The organism is Streptomyces sp. NPDC031418 (genome assembly GCF_055581605.1).
This window is the reverse complement of the sequence record NZ_JBVIJC010000005.1, coordinates 356,527-372,384: the sequence shown is the minus strand read 5'-3', so window position 1 is coordinate 372,384 and position 15,858 is coordinate 356,527. Positions and strand designations below refer to the sequence as shown.

Genomic DNA, 15,858 nt, shown 5'->3' with positions numbered 1-15,858 from the left:
ACGCCGAGGATGTGGTGCAAACTACACACGATCGACACATATCGAGAAGGAGCTTGCGCGACCCCGGTCCGGTCAGCGTCCGCGCCAGTCGAGGCAGACCACGAGGGCGTCGTCGTCGGGCGCGGGCCGGCCGCGGTGCCCGGTCAACTCCCGGAGGATGGCGCGCGGTACCTCGGCGGCCGGCAGCAGTCGGGTGGCCTGGATCGCCCGGGCGAGTGCGGCATCGCCGTAGGCCTCGCCCCGGGAGTCGGCCACCGCGTGCACCCCGTCGCTGACGAAGACCAGCCGGTCCCCGGGCTCGGCCCGGAACTCCTGGGCCACGTAGTCGGTCTCCTCGAACATGCCCAGCGGCAGCTGGGCGTCGAAGGTGACGCGCTCGACCTTGCCGTCACGCAGCCGCAGCAGCTGCGGGGAGCCGGCGTCGACCACCTTGGCGTGCCCGGTCGCGAGGTCGAAGTCGAACATCAGCACCGACAGGTAGCAGCGGCCCTGGTAGTGGGCATAGACCGCCTGGTCGGCCAGTGCGGCCTGGTCATCGATGGCGATCCCGGCGCGCCGGGCGTTGCGCAGGGCGTTGAGGGCCAGGTTGGTCAGCAGGGAAGCCTCTATGCCCTCCCCCATGCCGTTGGTGACGTAGAGCATCAGGTGGTCGGCCGTGGCGGACCAGTCGAAATTGTCACCGAAGATCGCGTACGCCGGCTCCAGCTGCGCACCCAGCTCGTACTCGGAGCGCGAGCAGGAACGGCCGGGCAGCAGCTGCCACTGCATCTCCGCGGCCAGGGTGAGCCGGTCCTTGCGCCGCGCCTGTAGATAGATGTCGGTGTCCCGCTCGGCCACGAGCACCTCGTGGCCGAGCACCTCGGCGATGTCCGCGAGTTCGTCCAGGAGGCCGTGCACCCCGCCGTCGTCCGGCAGTGTCACGGACAGCACACCCAGCCGGTCCCCGCGCACACTGACCGGGAGGTGCACGCGCACACGGCTGTCGATGGCGGACTCGACGAGGGGTTCCTGGGCCCCGAAAGCCCGTCCCACCACACTGTTGTGCACGGACACCGGCTCCGTGGTGTGCGGCAGCACCGACATCGGCTGGAGCACGGTCAGGCCGTAGTCGGCCATGAAGAGCTCCACGGACTCGGCCGCGTACTGCTCGATCAGCACCCGACGGACAGCGTCGAGCAACTCATGGGGTGCCGCCGTGCGCAGGGCGCGCTCGGCGGTCACAAATCTGTTCACGATGGTAAACACACCAATCATTCGGCGGACACTTACCGACCCCGTTCACACGACGAGGCCGTACCATTCAGCCGCGCCAAGCCGTCCAAGCCGTCCGAACCATCTCTGGCCGCTGCGAGCGCCTAGTAGGCTGGCGGCCGTCCCAGTGCCTGCGAGAGTGTGACAGTGGCTGCTTTCCGCCCCCGCCCGGAACCCGTCGAGGTCGCCCGTGTGACCGCGACGGCCGGAGAGTTGCTGGAAGTCCTGTGGGGCCGGGCGTCGACCGCCCCGGCGTCCGCGTCCCAGATGCGGGTGCTGCTCACCCTGGAGCACCAGGACGGTATCAACCTGCGCACGCTCTGTGACACCCTCGCCTCCACGCCGCCCTCCACGAGCCGGCTGTGCGACCGACTGGTCGCAGCCGGCTTCGTCGAGCGTGTGGTCAGCCCGGCCGACCGGCGCGAGGTGCGACTGCACCTCAGCAGCCGGGGCCGCGCCTTCCTCGACGACCTGCGCGCACGCCGGGAACAGGAGCTGCAGGCCGTGCTGGCACTCATGCCCGCGGGCAAACGCATGGCACTGCTGGAGGGGCTGGAGGCGTTCTGCGACGCGGCGGCGGTGCAGATACAGGACAAGGCCCAGCACCCGGACGACCAGACCGCCTGAATACCGGGCCGCGCCACCGGAGTGTCCGCCCACCGGAACATTCCACACCCTTCCCCGTGCAGCACGACACGGCTACTTTCTTGCCCTAGGGTCATTATTGTCAAATGACAAGTGACGCCTGGGGCCCTCTGACATCCGGATACCCCGAGACCGCCTCAAGCCGACTGTGGTCAATGCCATCTGTGGGTCACCAAGCCCCAGCCGTGCGAGTCACCTGGGAACCAGGGCACAGATGGCCTTTCCGTTGGGGACCAGCACCACGGTGACCTTTGCCGCCAGACGGCGGATCATGGGCCAGCCGAATCCGCCCCGGCGTCCGCTGAAGTCCGGAGCACGCGGACGAGGCGGCTCGGGATCCGAGTCGAGGACGGTCACCTCGACGGCGTCCGGCCGCGCGTCGAGGCTGAGCACGCAGGTCGCGCCGCGGGCGTGCCGCACCGCGTTCGTGACGAGTTCCGTCACGACGAGATCCACGTCCTGGGCGGCCCGGTCGTCGACCGGAGGAGCGAGCCGGCGCACGAACCGCCGGCAAGCCTGCCGCGCTTTCGCCGCAGCGTCGGAACGGTTGCGGAGTACCAGGCGCCGTGGAGCGCGGGTGACTTCTCCGGCATCGGGGTCGATCACTGTTCCTCCCTCGGGCAGCGCCACGGTTGTTGTCCTCCTTCATCGGCTTCCCGCGACAGGGCGAGAGATGTTCGCCCGATGAGTGGACAGTGACTCGGTCCGTCCCAGAGTGTGAGGCGCTCGGCGGGGTAAAGGGGGGCAATGAATGATCGAACCCGGCACCGCATCAGGAGTCTCCTACGCGCCGCCGACCAGTCGCTGTTCCAGCAGGTGGCGGCGCGTGAGTGGCCCGCAGCCGAAGCGGTGCTACCGAGGATGAGCCGGAGCGCCAACCACGGCCTGCTGTGGGGCGGAGCCGCCCTCGGTATGTGGGTCCTCGGCGGGGCGCCGGGCCGCCGGGCCGCTGTCCGCGGAATGACATCACTGGCGCTCGCGTCCGCCACGGTGAACACCATCGCCAAACGCTCCGTCGGCCGGGCCAGGCCGATACTGGACGTCGTACCGGTCGTGCGGCATCTGCCTCGTCAGCCCATCACCAGTTCCTTCCCCTCCGGGCACGCCGCCTCGGCCGCGGCGTTCGTGGCGGGGGTTGCCCTCGAATCGCCGCGGTGGGGCGGCGCATTGGCTCCGCTGGCCGCATCAGTGGCCTTCTCCCGTGTCTACACCGGAGTCCACTATCCAGGCGATGTCCTGGCCGGTGCAGCCCTCGGTGTGGGCGCGGCCTATGCGGTGCGCGGCCTGGTACCGTCCCGCACGCAGATGCCGCCGCCGGCCAGGCCGCGGGTGGACGTGCCCGCGCTCCCCGACGGCGAGGGGCTGGTCGTCGTCGTCAACCCGTCTTCCGGGAGTCAGCCGCAACTGGCTGCCCCGGTCAGGCAGTTGAAAGCACTGCTGCCGCGTGCCGAAGTCGTGTTCTACGACGAGGAGGCCGGGCCCTTGGCCAAGGTGCTGGCGAAGGCGGCCGGAGAGGCTGCGAACCGCGACGGTGCGCTGGGAGTGTGCGGCGGCGACGGCACCGTGAACGCCGCCGCGACGGCCGCGCTCGGGGCGGACGTGCCTCTGATGGTGCTCCCCGGCGGCACGTTCAACCACTTCGCCGCCGATCTGGGGATCGACACGGTGGCCGACGCCTGCACCGCGGTGATGCAGGGCCGTGCCGTCCGTACCGACGTCGGCCGGATCAGGCCTCTGCGCGCGGCGGACGGCGATGCCGAGCCGGTCTACTTCCTCAACACCTTCAGTATCGGCGCCTACCCGGAACTGGTACGGCTGCGCGAGCGATGGGCCCCAAGGATCGGTGGGCCGCCGGCTGCCCTCCTCGGCGTCGCCCGGATTCTGCGCCAGGCGGACCCCCTCCAGGTCGAGCTGAACGGACACCGCCGATCCCTGTGGCTGCTCTTCGCAGGAAACGGCGTGTACCGCAGCGTCGGCATCGCGCCGGTCCGGCGCCACGACCTGGCCGACGGCATGCTCGACGTACGGGTCGCCCATGCCGGCCGCTTCGCCCGCACCCGCCTTCTGGCGGCAGCATGCGTCGGCCGCCTGACGAGGACACCCTTCTACGCGGCGGCAACACCGAAGCGTCTGGTGATCTCCGGCCTGCCCGAGGAGGCCTGCATGGCCTACGACGGCGAGGTGACCGACGCCCCTCCCGCTCTCCTCCTCGACAAGCTCGACGAGGCCCTGACCGTGTACCGCCCGGCAGGAGACGATCCCCCGGCCACCATCTAGGCGCGCCCACGGAGACGGGCCGGTGACGACCATGCCGAGAGGGCTGACTCACGCCCTCTCACCGGGACGTTCCGAGAGTTCGGCCGTCACTGGCCGGTGGGTTCCGGGGGCGATTCGGTGCCACCAGTGGTGCCGCCGTGGGTGGACGGCTCGGCCGAGGCGGCGGCCGAGCAGCAGGTAGGCCAGCAGGGCGCCCAAGGTGTTGAGGAGTACATCGTCGATGTCGAAGGCGCGCCCGGTGATCAAGGTGCCCTGTATCAGTTCCACCAGGAGCATCACCAGGGCGGTGACGGCCGCGACGCGAAGGAGACCGCGGGCACGAGGAACCAGAACGGGCAGGAGCAGGCCGAACGGCATACCGAGCACAATGTTGCCGCCGAGTTGCTTGACGGCGTCCTGAACCCCCGGCCGGTCCAGGTACGCGCGGATCGAGCCACCCGGGCGCAGGTTGTTGTGCGTCAAGGACGCCGATGCCGCTTTCGGCTCCAGGGTCAACCTGGCCAGCACCACCGCGAAGAGAATCATCCCCACCAGGGCGACAAGCATGAGCAGGGCCCGCGCCCACGGACTGAGCAGCCTGCGTGAAGGTGGATTACTGACGGATTTCGCTTTGGCATCCGACTCGCGCGTCATTGTCCGCCGCATGACTTGTCCCAACCACTGGTCCGGCACATTCTCCGGGGAGCAAGGTGTCGTCAGCCATGTCGGCCAACGTCCGGGACGCCTCTCAGCCCGGCACGCGAATCCGTATACCCGCGTTCATGAGCCGCACTCAATGCATGCTGACGAACGCTCAGTTCCCCGTCGGCTCTCCGTGGCTGCGTATGGCTTCCTTCACCTTGGCCACCGCGAACCCCCAGCCCTGCTCGACGGTCGGCTTGGCCGGGACGGCGATCTCGTCGGGGTTGGTGAGGACGTCGAGCAGCACCGGGCCGGGGTCACGGAAGGCGCGTCGCACGGCGCTCGCGACGTCGGCCGGGTCCGTCACGCGGATGCCGGTGATGCCCATGGCCTCGGCCACGGCGGCGAAGTCGGGGTTGTCGAGCACCGTGCCGAACTCGGGCAGGCCGGCCTGCTCCTGTTCGAGTTTGACCATGCCCAGCCGGCGGTTGTCGAAGACGATCAGCTTGACGGGAAGGCGGTACGTCTTCAGCGTCATGAGGTCGCCGAGGAGCATGCTCAGACCGCCGTCGCCGCAGAAGGCCACGACCTGGCGCTCACGGTCCAGGCACTGGGCACCCAGCGCCTGGGGCATGGCGTTGGCCATCGAGCCGAGGTTGTACGAGCCGATGAGGCGTCGCTCGCCGCGCATCTCGACGAAGCGCGAGAGCCACACCGTGGCCATACCCGTGTCGGAGGTGAAGACGGCGTCATCGGCCGCGATCCGGTCGACGGCCGCGGCCAGCACCTCGGGACGGATGTCGTGGGAGCGGTTGTCCAGCGCGGAGCGGACGCGGCCGACGAGGCCCCTGTCGTGCGAGGGGTCGGCGAGCCGGGCCTGACCGGTGCGCCATTGGTCGAAGCGTTCTCGCGCCTTTTCCAGATGCGAGCGGTCGCGTGCGCCTGCGGAACCGGCCGACCCGGCGGGCTCGGCGGCGAGGTGGTCCAGGAGGTCGCGTACGGTGGCGCCGGTATCCCCCACGAGCCCGACGTCGACCGGCACCCGGCGTCCGATGTGGGCGGCCTCGGTGTCCACCTGGATCACGGTCCGGCCCTCGGGATACCAGTCCCGGTAGGGGAAGTCCGTTCCCAGCAGCAGGAGGGTGTCCGCATCCTGGAGGGCAGCCGCGGCGGCGGGATTGCCGATCAGCCCGGTCTGGCCGACCTGGAAGGGGTTGGTGTCGCCCTCGAATCCGGCCTTGGCCTTCAGCGTGAGCACCATCGGTGCGGCCAGGCGGTCGGCGAGGGTGAGGACGTTCTCGCGGGCGGCGCGGGCGCCCTCCCCGACGAGCAGGGTGACGCGTTCGGAGCGGTCGAGGAGTTCCGCGGCGCGGCGGACCGCGGTGTCGTCCGGCCGGCTCACCGCAGGGGTCAGTGAGAACCTGGCGGGCCGGTCGGCGGTCAGTTCCCGCTCGCCCAGGTCGCCAGGCACGGTGAGAACGGCGACGCCCTTGCGCCCCAGCGCGTTGCGCACCGCCGTCTCCAGCATCTGCGGCAGTTGGTCGGGCGAGGTGACGGTCGCGCGGAAGACGGCCACATCGGTGAAGACGGCGTCGTTGTCGACCTCCTGGAAGTAGTCGGTGCCGAGTTCGGCGAGCGGAACCTGGCCGGCGATGGCCAGGACCGGAGCATGGCTCTTGGCCGCGTCGTACAGTCCGTTGAGAAGGTGGACGGAACCGGGTCCGACGGTGCCCATGCACACGCCGAGGGTTCCGGTGAGCTGCGACTGGGCGCTCGCGGCGAAGGCCGCGGCCTCCTCGTGCCGGCAGCCGACCCATTCCAGGCCCTCGGTGGTGCGGATGGCGTCGGTCAGGGGATTGAGTGCGTCTCCCACGACGCCGAACACCTGGCGCACGCCGAGCTCGCTCAGCGCGTCCACGATGACGCGGGCAACAGTACGGGGCACGTGAGTCCTCCAGGTCGAACGGTCGGGTCATACGGTGAAGCGGTCGGGGTCGGCGGCCTTCCAGTCGGCCGCCCAGGAGGCCGGCGGCTCGGCGAGCAGCTGCCCTGGCGCGAGCCACTCGTACAGCTCCTCGTAGGAGCGCTCGGTGAAGGGGTCGACGCGCCGGCGCAGCATGTGCGGGCGCAGGTCCGCGGGGTCGGTGACGCCCATGGACGCCATGATCTGCAACGCGCCGGCCACGGTCGCTTCCTGGAAGCGCTGGACGCGCGCCGTCTTGTCGCCGACGTCGAGGGCGCGGGCGCGGCGGGGGTCCTGGGTCGTGACGCCGGTGGGGCAGGTGTTCGTATGGCACCTCTGTGCCTGGATGCACCCGACGGCGAACATCATCGCCCGCGCGGCGTTTCCGTAGTCGGCGCCCTGCACCATGCGCTTGACCAGGTCGGCGCCAGTCGCGATCTTGCCGCTCGCACCGACCTTGATCCGGTCGCGCAGGCCCATGCCCACCAGGGCGTTGTGCACGGTGAGCAAGCCCTCGGTGAGCGGGGTGCCCACATGGTCCGCGAACTCCAGCGGCGCGGCACCCGTCCCGCCCTCGGCGCCGTCCACGACGATGAAGTCGGGCGACGTGCCTTCCTCCAGCATGGCCTTGCACACGGCCAGGAACTGGCGCCGCGAGCCCACGCACAGCTTGAATCCGGCGGGCTTGCCACCGGACAACTCGCGCATGCGGGCGATGAAACGCACGAGTTCGCGCGGGGTGGAGAACACCCGGTGATACGGCGGGGAGACGACCGTCCGCCCTTCGGGCACGTCCCGGACCCGGGCGATCTCGGCGTTCACCTTGGCCCCCGGCAGGACACCTCCGATACCGGGCTTGGCTCCCTGCGACAGCTTCAGGGACACACACTTGACGTGGTCGTGTGCGGCCTTGGCGGCGAACTCGGCCGCGTCGAAACCGCCTTCCTCGGTACGGCAGCCGAAGTACCCGGTGCCGATCTCCCATACGAGGTCGCCTCCCGGACGGAGGTGATACTCGGACAGCCCGCCCTCGCCCGTGTCCTGGGCGAAACCTCCGGCGGCGGCACCCCCGTTGAGCGCGAGAACCGCGTTGGCGGACAGTGAGCCGAAGCTCATCGCCGAGACGTTCAGCAGCGCCATGTCGTACGGCCGGTCGCAGTCCGGGCCGCCGATCCGCACACGGGGCGGGTTCTCCGGCACCGGACACGGCGCCATCGACGGGACGAAGAACTCGTGACCGGGCTGGTAGACGTCCCGTTCGGTGCCGTACGGCTCCTCCGCGTCGGTGCCCTTGGCGCGCTCGTAGACGATGCTGCGCACGTCCCGGTCGAAGGGGCGTCCGTCGTAGTTCCGCTCGACGAAGTACTGCTGGAGCTCTGGACGAATGCGCTCCATAAGGAAGCGGACATGACCGAGGACGGGATAGTTGCGCAGCACCGAGTGCCGACGCTGTACCAGGTCCCAGGCGCCCAGAGCACCCAAGAACGTGAGCGGAAGGGCCGCGAACAGCCAAAAGGGCGAGATGACGACCGCCGCGGCCACAGCCCCGAGGCCGGTCACCAGAGTCAGGAGCACGATTCCCACACGAGTCACACATCCCCGCATTGCCGGGTTGTCCCTCACCATGCACGGCAACCGCGCACCGCACCCGTCCAGGTCGGTACGGCCCATGTCTGACCTGGGCGAACCGGGGCACGCGTGGAGATGCAACCACGCACTCCGTCGAAAACCGAGGTGAGTCATGACGCAGGATCCGACCCCGAAGTACACGGTCCCCGGCATCGGGCGCGAGGCCGCCGGCCGGCTGATCGGTCTGCTCCGGCTGCGCCTGCACGCCCTCAACGATCTGCACCTGACCCTCAAGCACGTCCACTGGAACGTCGTCGGGCCGCACTTCATCGCCGTGCACGAAATGGTCGACCCGCAGGTGGACCGCGTCCGGGACATGGCCGACGACGTGGCGGAACGCATCGCCGCGCTCGGTGGCGTCGCACAGGGAACGCCGGGAGCGCTCGTCGCCGAGCGGACCTGGGACGACTACTCCATCGGAAGGGCCGACGCGATCGCCCATCTGGGTGCGCTCGATCTGGTCTACACGGGAGTGATCGAAGGGGTCCGCGCCGCGATCAAGGAAGCGGGTGACATCGATCCCGCCACGGAGGACCTGCTCATCGAGCAGCTGCGCGACCTGGAGCAGTTCCAGTGGTTCGTGCGGGCCCACCTGGAGAGCGCGGGCGGCAGTCTCGCCACCGGACAGGCCCGGACGGAGGAGGAGGCCGCGGCCAAGGGAGCCGAACTGGGCTGAGCGGCCCCAGCCCCCCCCACCCCACCGCCGGCGGTCCCCAGGCGTGCACATCCGTCCTGCGGGCAAGTGGATAGCCCAGGGACCGCCGGACAGAACGACGGCCATGGTGAAGACGGTACGAGGAGGTCGGCAAATGGTGTGGTGGAGCTGGGTTGTTCTCCTCATCGCGGTGGTGGGCTTGCTCACCGCCGCGACGCTGGTGGTGCAGGCCAGGCGCCGAAGCGGCACGGTGATCGCGGTACGCACGGCCCACCGGCCCGGCCGGGAGGGTCCGCGGTGAACACCCTCATGCTCGCCTCGGAACTGACCGGACGGGTGGTCGTGACGCTGGGCGGCGAGGCGGTCGCCCAGATCAGGGACACCGTCTTCGACGCTCGGGCGGGCCGGATCACCGGCTTCACCCTGAGCGGGCGCGGTCTGCTGGCCGGCCCGCTCAAGAAGATCCTGCCCTTCCCGGGAGTGCACGCCATCGGGCCGTCCGCCGTGATGGTTCCGAGTGAGGCGGTCCTGGAGAAGGGCGGCATGGCCGTGGGGTCCGGCGAAGCCGGACAGGGCCGGGTCATCGGCGCGCCCGTCCTCACCGACCAGGGCACCGAGGTCGGTACCGTCCTGGATGTCGTGATCGAGGCCGGCGCCGGCGGGCGCGTGGTCGGCTTCGAGATCGGCTCCAACGAGAACCTGGACCAACGGAAGCGGAAGGTCTTCATTCCACGCGGAGACACGCTGGCCGTCTCGGGGCGAGCGCTGGTCGTCCCCGCACACGCCCCGCACTTCGTCGCCGACGACCTGCCCAGCTTCAGCGCCCAGGTCGAAGCCTTCCATGCGCACACGGCACGGTCGTACACCAGTACCCCCGGCACTGGAGAAGGGGGCCCTGCATGATGCTGTTCACTCAGGCCCAGGGCCTTCCAGTGATCACCGCCGCCGAGGCCGAACTCCTGGGCAGGGTGGAGGGCCTGACCATCGACGCGCACAGCCGGAGCATCGCCTGCCTGCGCCTGTCCGGAGCTCCGAAGCACGCCACGACCATCGCCTGGAACTCGATCGAGGCGGTGGGGCGGGACGCCGTGATCGTGCGCTCCCGCACCGCCGCCGATCCCGGGCAGAGCAGTCTCCCCGTCCATCACGAGGCTCTCGGACACCGGATACTGACCGAGGACGGCGTCGCGCACGGCACGGTCAAGGACATCGCCTTCGACCATGCGACCGGACGCCTGCACACCCTCTACACAGCCCTCGGGGACATCTCCGGAGACCGTCTCCTCGGCCTCGGGTCCTACGCGCTCGTCGTACGTGTCGAGCCCGCCTGAGGAGTTCACTCTCCTCCACGTCATCCTTCGAAGCGGTAACCCATGCCGGGCTCGGTGATCAGATAGCGGGGGTGGGAGGGGTCCGCCTCCAGCTTTCTGCGCAGTTGCGCCATGTAGACCCGCAGATAGTTGGACTTGTTGCTCTGCGCGACCCCCCACACCTCCTGGAGCAGCTGCCGCTGTGTGATCAGCCGGCCGGGATGGGTCACCAGGATCTCCAGCAGATGCCACTCGGTCGGGGTCAGCCGTACGTCCCGCCCGTCCCGTACGGCCTTCTTGGCCAGCAGGTCCAGGGTGAAGTGCGCCGTCTCGACCAGGGGCGCCGAGCGGACCAGCGGTGTGTCCTCGGTACGGCGGACAGCGGCCCGCAGCCGGGCCAGCAGCTCGTCCATGCTGAACGGCTTGGTGACGTAGTCGTCCGCGCCCGCGTCGAGGGCCGCGACCTTCTCGTCGGACGCCTGCCGGGCGGAGAGGACCAGGATCGGGACACGGGTCCAGCCGCGCAAGGCCTTGATGACGTCGACGCCGTCCATGTCGGGCAGACCGAGGTCCAGCAGCACCACATCGGGCTGGCGGGCGACGGCGAGCCGGAGCGCTGTGGCGCCGTCGGGAGCGGCGTCCACGCCGTAGTGACGTGCCTGTAGGTTGATCACGAGGGCCCGTACGAGCTGCGGGTCGTCCTCCACCACGAGCACCCGGGTCATGGGTGTGTGCCTCTCCTGTCATGCCTGCGGGAGTCGGCACCCCGGGGTGCCGACTCCCGTCGCGGATCGCGTAAGGCGGTCACTTCTTCGCCACAAGGTCCTTGAGCGCGATGTTCAGCTCCAGGACGTTCACCCGGGGCTCGCCCATGAAGCCCAGGGTCCGGCCCTCGGTGTGGTCCTCGACCAGCTTCTCCACCTGCGCGAGCGGCAGGTCGTTCTTCGCGGCGACGCGGTGGACCTGGAGTTCGGCGTAGGCCGGGGAGATGTCCGGGTCCAGGCCGGAGCCGGAGGAGGTCACCGCGTCCGCGGGTACCTCCGACGGCTTGACCGTGTAGCCGGGGACGGAGTTGTCCTTGACCACCTTGGCCTTGGCGTCGTCGATCTGCTTGCGGAGCACCTTGCTGTCCGCGGACAGGTTGGTGGCACCGGAGAGGATCAGCTTGTACCGCGTGTTGACACTGTTCGTGCCGAGGCCGTTCGCCGGGCGGGGCTGGAAGTAGCTGAGGCCGTAGCCCTGTTGCCCGATCAGGGACGAGCCGACGACCTTGCCGTGCGCCGTGATCTCGGAGCCGTTCGCCTTGCCGGGGAACGCCGCCTGGGCGATGCCGGTGACGACCAGCGGGTAGACGACGCCGGCGACGAGGGTCAGCACCAGCAGCGCACGCAGACCCGCGCCCAGCAACCGGGCTGTGTTCACAAAGGAGTTGTTCATGTCCTTCACCCGATTCCGGGGATCAGAGAGATGAGCAGGTCGATGAGCTTGATGCCGATGAAGGGGGCGATCAGGCCGCCGATGCCGTAGATCCCCAGGTTGCGGCGGAGCATCCTGTCCGCGCTCATCGGCCGGTAGCGCACGCCCTTCAGGGACAGCGGCACCAGGGCGATGATGATCAGCGCGTTGAAGATGACGGCGGACAGGATCGCGGAGTTCGGGCTGGACAGCTGCATGATGTTCAGCTTGTCCAGGCCCGGGTAGACCGCCGCGAACAGCGCCGGGATGATCGCGAAGTACTTCGCGACGTCGTTGGCGATGGAGAACGTCGTCAACGCACCCCGGGTGATCAGGAGTTGCTTGCCGATCTCGACGATCTCGATCAGCTTGGTGGGGTCGGAGTCGAGGTCGACCATGTTGCCGGCCTCCTTGGCGGCCGACGTGCCGGTGTTCATGGCCACGCCGACGTCCGCCTGCGCGAGCGCCGGGGCGTCGTTGGTGCCGTCACCGGTCATCGCGACCAGCTTGCCGCCGGCCTGCTCCCGCCTGATCAGGGCCATCTTGTCCTCGGGGGTGGCCTCCGCGAGGAAGTCGTCGACGCCCGCCTCCTCGGCGATCGCCTTCGCGGTCAGCGGGTTGTCCCCCGTGATCATGACCGTCCTGATGCCCATGCGGCGCAGCTCCTCGAACCGCACCCGCATGCCCTCCTTGACCACGTCCTTCAGGTGGATGACACCCAGGACCCGGGTGCCCTTGCCGTCCTGGACGGCGACCAGCAGCGGGGTGCCGCCGGCCTCGGAGATCCGGTCGGTCAGCGCCTGGGCGTCCTCGGCGACCGTGCCGCCCTGCTCCTCGACCCAGGCGATGACCGAGGCCGTGGCGCCCTTGCGGATCCTGCGGCCGTCGACGTCCACACCGGACATACGGGTCTGGGCGGTGAACTCGATCCACTCGGCGCCGGCCAGTTCGCCCTGGTGGCGCTCGCGCAGCCCGTACTTCTCCTTGGCCAGGACGACGACGGAACGGCCCTCGGGGGTCTCGTCCGAGAGGGAGGACAACTGGGCGGCGTCGGCCACCTCCGCCTCCGTCGTCCCGCGCACCGGCACGAACTCCGCCGCCTGCCGGTTGCCGAGGGTGATCGTGCCGGTCTTGTCCAGCAGCAGGGTCGAGACATCACCGGCGGCCTCGACCGCACGCCCGGACATGGCCAGCACATTGCGCTGCACCAGCCGGTCCATGCCCGCGATGCCGATCGCGGAGAGCAGGGCGCCGATCGTGGTCGGGATCAGACAGACCAGCAGGGCCACCAGCACGACCATGCTCAGCTCGGCGTGCGCGAAGCCGGCGAACGGCGGCAGGGTGGCCACCGCCAGCAGGAACACGATGGTCAGCGAGGCCAGCAGGATGTTGAGGGCGATCTCGTTCGGCGTCTTCTGCCGGGCCGCGCCCTCGACCAGGTTGATCATCCGGTCGATGAACGTCTCACCGGGCTTCGTCGTGATCCTGATGACGATCCGGTCGGACAGGACCCGCGTACCGCCCGTGACCGCGGACCGGTCGCCGCCGGACTCGCGGATCACCGGGGCGGACTCACCGGTGATGGCCGACTCGTCCACCGAGGCGACGCCCTCGACGACGTCACCGTCGCCGGGGATGATGTCGCCGGCCTCGCAGACCACCAGGTCACCGATGGTCAGCGCGGTACCGGGAACCCGCTCCTCGGAGCCGTCCCGCAGCAGCCGGCGGGCCACGGTGTCCGTCTTGGCCTTGCGCAGCGTGTCCGCCTGCGCCTTGCCCCGGCCCTCGGCGACCGCCTCCGCCAGGTTGGCGAAGACCACCGTCAGCCACAGCCAGGCGCTGATCGTCCAGCCGAACCAGTCGGCCGGGTGCTGGAAGGAGAAGACGGTGGTCAGGACCGACCCGATCCACACCACGAACATCACGGGGGACTTGGCCATCACCCGCGGGTCGAGCTTGCGCAACGCGTCCGGCAGCGACGTGATCAGCGCCTTGGGATCGAACAGGCCGGAACCGACACGGCCCTCGGCCGGCTTGTGCCCGGTGGGGACGTCGCTGTGCGGCGCCCTGGTGGGAGTGGCTGTGGACATGGAGTCCTCTGGGTTCTCTGTCTTCTCTGTACGGGTGGTCATCACGCGAGCCCTTCCGCGAGCGGGCCCAGCGCGAGGGCCGGGAAGTACGTGAGACCGGTGATGATCAGGATCGCGCCCACCAACAGCCCGGTGAACAGCGGCTTCTCGGTGCGCAGGGTGCCTGCGGTGACCGGGACGGGCTGCTGCCCGGCGAGGGAGCCGGCCAGTGCCAGCACGAACACCATCGGCAGGAAGCGGCCCAGCAGCATCGCGAGCCCGGTCGTGGTGTTGAACCAGTCGGTGTTGGCGTTCAGCCCGGCGAAGGCCGAACCGTTGTTGTTCGACGCCGATGTGAAGGCGTACAGCACCTCGGAGAAGCCGTGCGCACCGGAGTTGAGCATCGAGTGCGGCGGCGTCGGCAGCGCCATCGAGGCCGCGGTGAAGACCAGCACCAGCGCCGGGGTGACCAGGATGTAGGCGGCGGCCAGCTTCATCTCACGGGCGCCGATCTTCTTGCCCAGGTACTCCGGCGTACGACCCACCATCAGACCGGCGATGAACACCGCGATGATCGCCATGATCAGCATGCCGTACAGGCCGGAGCCGGTGCCGCCGGGCGCGATCTCGCCCAGCATCATGCCGAGCATCGCGATTCCGCCGCCCAGGCCGGTGAAGGACGAGTGGAAGGAGTCCACCGCACCGGTCGAGGTGAGCGTGGTCGAGGTCGCGAAGATCGACGACGAGCCGACACCGAAGCGTGTCTCCTTGCCCTCCATCGCACCGCCCGCCGCCTGGAGCGCGGCGCCGTGGTGGGCGAACTCGGTCCACATCATCAAGGCGGTGAAGCCCAGCCAGATGGTGACCATGGTGGCGAGGATCGCGTACCCCTGCTTCACGTCGCCGACCAGCACGCCGAAGGTGCGGGTCAGCGAGAACGGGATCACCAGGATCAGGAAGATCTCGAACAGGTTGGTGAAGGGGGTCGGATTCTCGAAGGGGTGGGCCGAGTTGGCGTTGAAGTAGCCACCGCCGTTCGTGCCCAGCTCCTTGATGGCCTCCTGCGAGGCGACCGCGCCGCCGTTCCACTGCTGTGAGCCGCCCATGAACTGGCCGACCTCGTGGATGCCGGAGAAGTTCTGGATGGCACCGCACGCCACCAGCACGACGGCCGCGATCGCGGCACCCGGCAGCAGGATGCGCAACGTGCCACGGACCAGGTCGCTCCAGAAGTTGCCCAGTTCACCGGTGCGCGAGCGCGCGAAACCACGCACGAGCGCCACGGCGACGGCGATGCCGACGGCCGCCGAGACGAAGTTCTGCACCGCCAGACCGGCGGTCTGCACGACGTGCCCCATCGTCTGCTCGCCGTAGTACGACTGCCAGTTGGTGTTGGTCACGAACGAGACAGCCGTGTTGAACGACTGGGCCGGGTCGACCGAGGAGAAGCCCATCGAGCCGGGCAGCACGCCCTGGAGCCGCTGGAGCAGGTACAGGAAGAGGACGCCGGCGGCGGAGAAGGCCAGGACCCCGCGCAGGTAGGCGGGCCAGGCCATCTCGGCGTCGGGGTCGGCGCCGATGGCCCGGTAGATCCACCTCTCCACCCGCAGGTGCTTCTCCGAGGAGTAGACCTTGGCCATGTAGGTGCCAAGGGGGATGTAGGCGAGCGCCAGCGCGCCCATGAGGGCGAGCAGTTGGAGGAAGCCTGCGACTTCTGGACTCATGTCTGGCTTCAGAACCTCTCCGGGAAGACCAGGGCGAGGACGAGATAGCCCAGCAGGGCGACGGCCACGACCAGGCCGACGACGTTTTCGGCGGTCACAGCTTCGTCACCCCCCGGGCGACGAGAGCCACCAGCGCGAAGCCCGCGAGCACGGTGACGACGAAGGCCAGATCGGCCATCGTGAACTCCTGAAGAGGTTCGGGGGTGGAACAAGGACAATCAGAGGAAACCTCCTCCTGACCGGATCCGATCGCTCGTTG

At 69.4% G+C, this 15,858-nt stretch carries 16 protein-coding genes; 6 read left to right on the top strand and 10 right to left on the bottom strand.

What is annotated here, in order from left to right:
* Positions 1 to 72 precede the first annotated feature (72 nt).
* Positions 73 to 1,233 carry a PP2C family protein-serine/threonine phosphatase gene (locus ACZ5CZ_RS09165; protein WP_468940687.1) on the bottom strand — a complete coding sequence of 387 codons (1,161 nt, stop codon included), beginning with the start codon at positions 1,231 to 1,233 and terminating at the stop codon, positions 73 to 75.
* Positions 1,234 to 1,392: 159 nt separating this feature from the next.
* Between ACZ5CZ_RS09165 and ACZ5CZ_RS09160 the strand changes: the two genes are divergently transcribed.
* A complete protein-coding gene (locus ACZ5CZ_RS09160; protein WP_468940685.1) occupies positions 1,393 to 1,878 on the top strand; it encodes a MarR family winged helix-turn-helix transcriptional regulator in 486 nt (161 codons plus the stop codon).
* 210 nt (positions 1,879 to 2,088) lie between these two features.
* On the opposite strand, the gene ACZ5CZ_RS09155 is transcribed toward ACZ5CZ_RS09160, so the two are convergent.
* A complete protein-coding gene (locus ACZ5CZ_RS09155) occupies positions 2,089 to 2,526 on the bottom strand; it encodes an ATP-binding protein (RefSeq protein ID WP_468940683.1) in 438 nt (145 codons plus the stop codon).
* Between the two features lie 117 nt (positions 2,527 to 2,643).
* Here ACZ5CZ_RS09155 and ACZ5CZ_RS09150 point away from each other — a divergent pair, with 117 nt between their 5' ends.
* Positions 2,644 to 4,173 carry a diacylglycerol kinase family protein gene (locus ACZ5CZ_RS09150; RefSeq protein WP_468940681.1) on the top strand — a complete coding sequence of 510 codons (1,530 nt, stop codon included), beginning with the start codon at positions 2,644 to 2,646 and terminating at the stop codon, positions 4,171 to 4,173.
* A 48-nt stretch (positions 4,174 to 4,221) separates the two neighbouring features.
* On the opposite strand, the gene ACZ5CZ_RS09145 is transcribed toward ACZ5CZ_RS09150, so the two are convergent.
* From ACZ5CZ_RS09145 to ACZ5CZ_RS09135, 3 genes are all read right to left on the bottom strand, one after another.
* Positions 4,222 to 4,806 carry a VanZ family protein gene (locus tag ACZ5CZ_RS09145; protein ID WP_468940678.1) on the bottom strand — a complete coding sequence of 195 codons (585 nt, stop codon included), beginning with the start codon at positions 4,804 to 4,806 and terminating at the stop codon, positions 4,222 to 4,224.
* A 160-nt stretch (positions 4,807 to 4,966) separates the two neighbouring features.
* Positions 4,967 to 6,739: a thiamine pyrophosphate-dependent enzyme gene (locus tag ACZ5CZ_RS09140; RefSeq protein WP_468940676.1), complete on the bottom strand. Its 1,773-nt coding sequence runs from the start codon at positions 6,737 to 6,739 to the stop codon at positions 4,967 to 4,969.
* Positions 6,740 to 6,766: 27 nt separating this feature from the next.
* Positions 6,767 to 8,350 carry an FMN-binding glutamate synthase family protein gene (locus ACZ5CZ_RS09135; RefSeq protein ID WP_468940674.1) on the bottom strand — a complete coding sequence of 528 codons (1,584 nt, stop codon included), beginning with the start codon at positions 8,348 to 8,350 and terminating at the stop codon, positions 6,767 to 6,769.
* Between the two features lie 148 nt (positions 8,351 to 8,498).
* On the opposite strand from ACZ5CZ_RS09135, the gene ACZ5CZ_RS09130 reads away from it, so the two are divergent.
* From ACZ5CZ_RS09130 to ACZ5CZ_RS09115, 4 genes are all read left to right on the top strand, one after another.
* Positions 8,499 to 9,062: a Dps family protein gene (locus ACZ5CZ_RS09130; protein ID WP_385846143.1), complete on the top strand. Its 564-nt coding sequence runs from the start codon at positions 8,499 to 8,501 to the stop codon at positions 9,060 to 9,062.
* Between the two features lie 133 nt (positions 9,063 to 9,195).
* A complete protein-coding gene (locus ACZ5CZ_RS09125; RefSeq protein ID WP_385846144.1) occupies positions 9,196 to 9,342 on the top strand; it encodes a hypothetical protein in 147 nt (48 codons plus the stop codon).
* Positions 9,339 to 9,944 carry a PRC-barrel domain-containing protein gene (locus ACZ5CZ_RS09120; protein ID WP_385846146.1) on the top strand — a complete coding sequence of 202 codons (606 nt, stop codon included), beginning with the start codon at positions 9,339 to 9,341 and terminating at the stop codon, positions 9,942 to 9,944. The genes ACZ5CZ_RS09125 and ACZ5CZ_RS09120 overlap by 4 nt, the downstream gene beginning before the upstream one ends.
* Positions 9,941 to 10,372, top strand: a complete 432-nt coding sequence (locus ACZ5CZ_RS09115; protein WP_385846148.1) for a hypothetical protein — start codon at positions 9,941 to 9,943, stop codon at positions 10,370 to 10,372. The genes ACZ5CZ_RS09120 and ACZ5CZ_RS09115 overlap by 4 nt, the downstream gene beginning before the upstream one ends.
* Before the next feature lie 20 nt (positions 10,373 to 10,392).
* On the opposite strand, the gene ACZ5CZ_RS09110 is transcribed toward ACZ5CZ_RS09115, so the two are convergent.
* The 5 genes from ACZ5CZ_RS09110 to kdpF all read right to left on the bottom strand — a co-directional run bounded on the left by ACZ5CZ_RS09110 (position 10,393) and on the right by kdpF (position 15,697).
* On the bottom strand, positions 10,393 to 11,076 hold the full coding sequence (locus ACZ5CZ_RS09110) for a response regulator (protein WP_385846149.1): 684 nt from the start codon (positions 11,074 to 11,076) through the stop codon (positions 10,393 to 10,395).
* A 79-nt stretch (positions 11,077 to 11,155) separates the two neighbouring features.
* Positions 11,156 to 11,788, bottom strand: coding sequence for a potassium-transporting ATPase subunit C (locus ACZ5CZ_RS09105; RefSeq protein ID WP_468940669.1), 633 nt, complete (start codon positions 11,786 to 11,788; stop codon positions 11,156 to 11,158).
* 5 nt (positions 11,789 to 11,793) lie between these two features.
* On the bottom strand, positions 11,794 to 13,896 hold the full coding sequence (kdpB, locus tag ACZ5CZ_RS09100; RefSeq protein WP_468940666.1) for a potassium-transporting ATPase subunit KdpB: 2,103 nt from the start codon (positions 13,894 to 13,896) through the stop codon (positions 11,794 to 11,796).
* 41 nt (positions 13,897 to 13,937) lie between these two features.
* A complete protein-coding gene (kdpA, locus tag ACZ5CZ_RS09095; RefSeq protein ID WP_468940664.1) occupies positions 13,938 to 15,599 on the bottom strand; it encodes a potassium-transporting ATPase subunit KdpA in 1,662 nt (553 codons plus the stop codon).
* Between the two features lie 8 nt (positions 15,600 to 15,607).
* The gene (kdpF, locus tag ACZ5CZ_RS09090; protein ID WP_037802756.1) at positions 15,608 to 15,697 is read right to left on the bottom strand and encodes a K(+)-transporting ATPase subunit F; all 90 of its coding nucleotides are present in this window, start codon (positions 15,695 to 15,697) and stop codon (positions 15,608 to 15,610) included.
* Between the last annotated feature and the right edge of the window lie 161 nt (positions 15,698 to 15,858).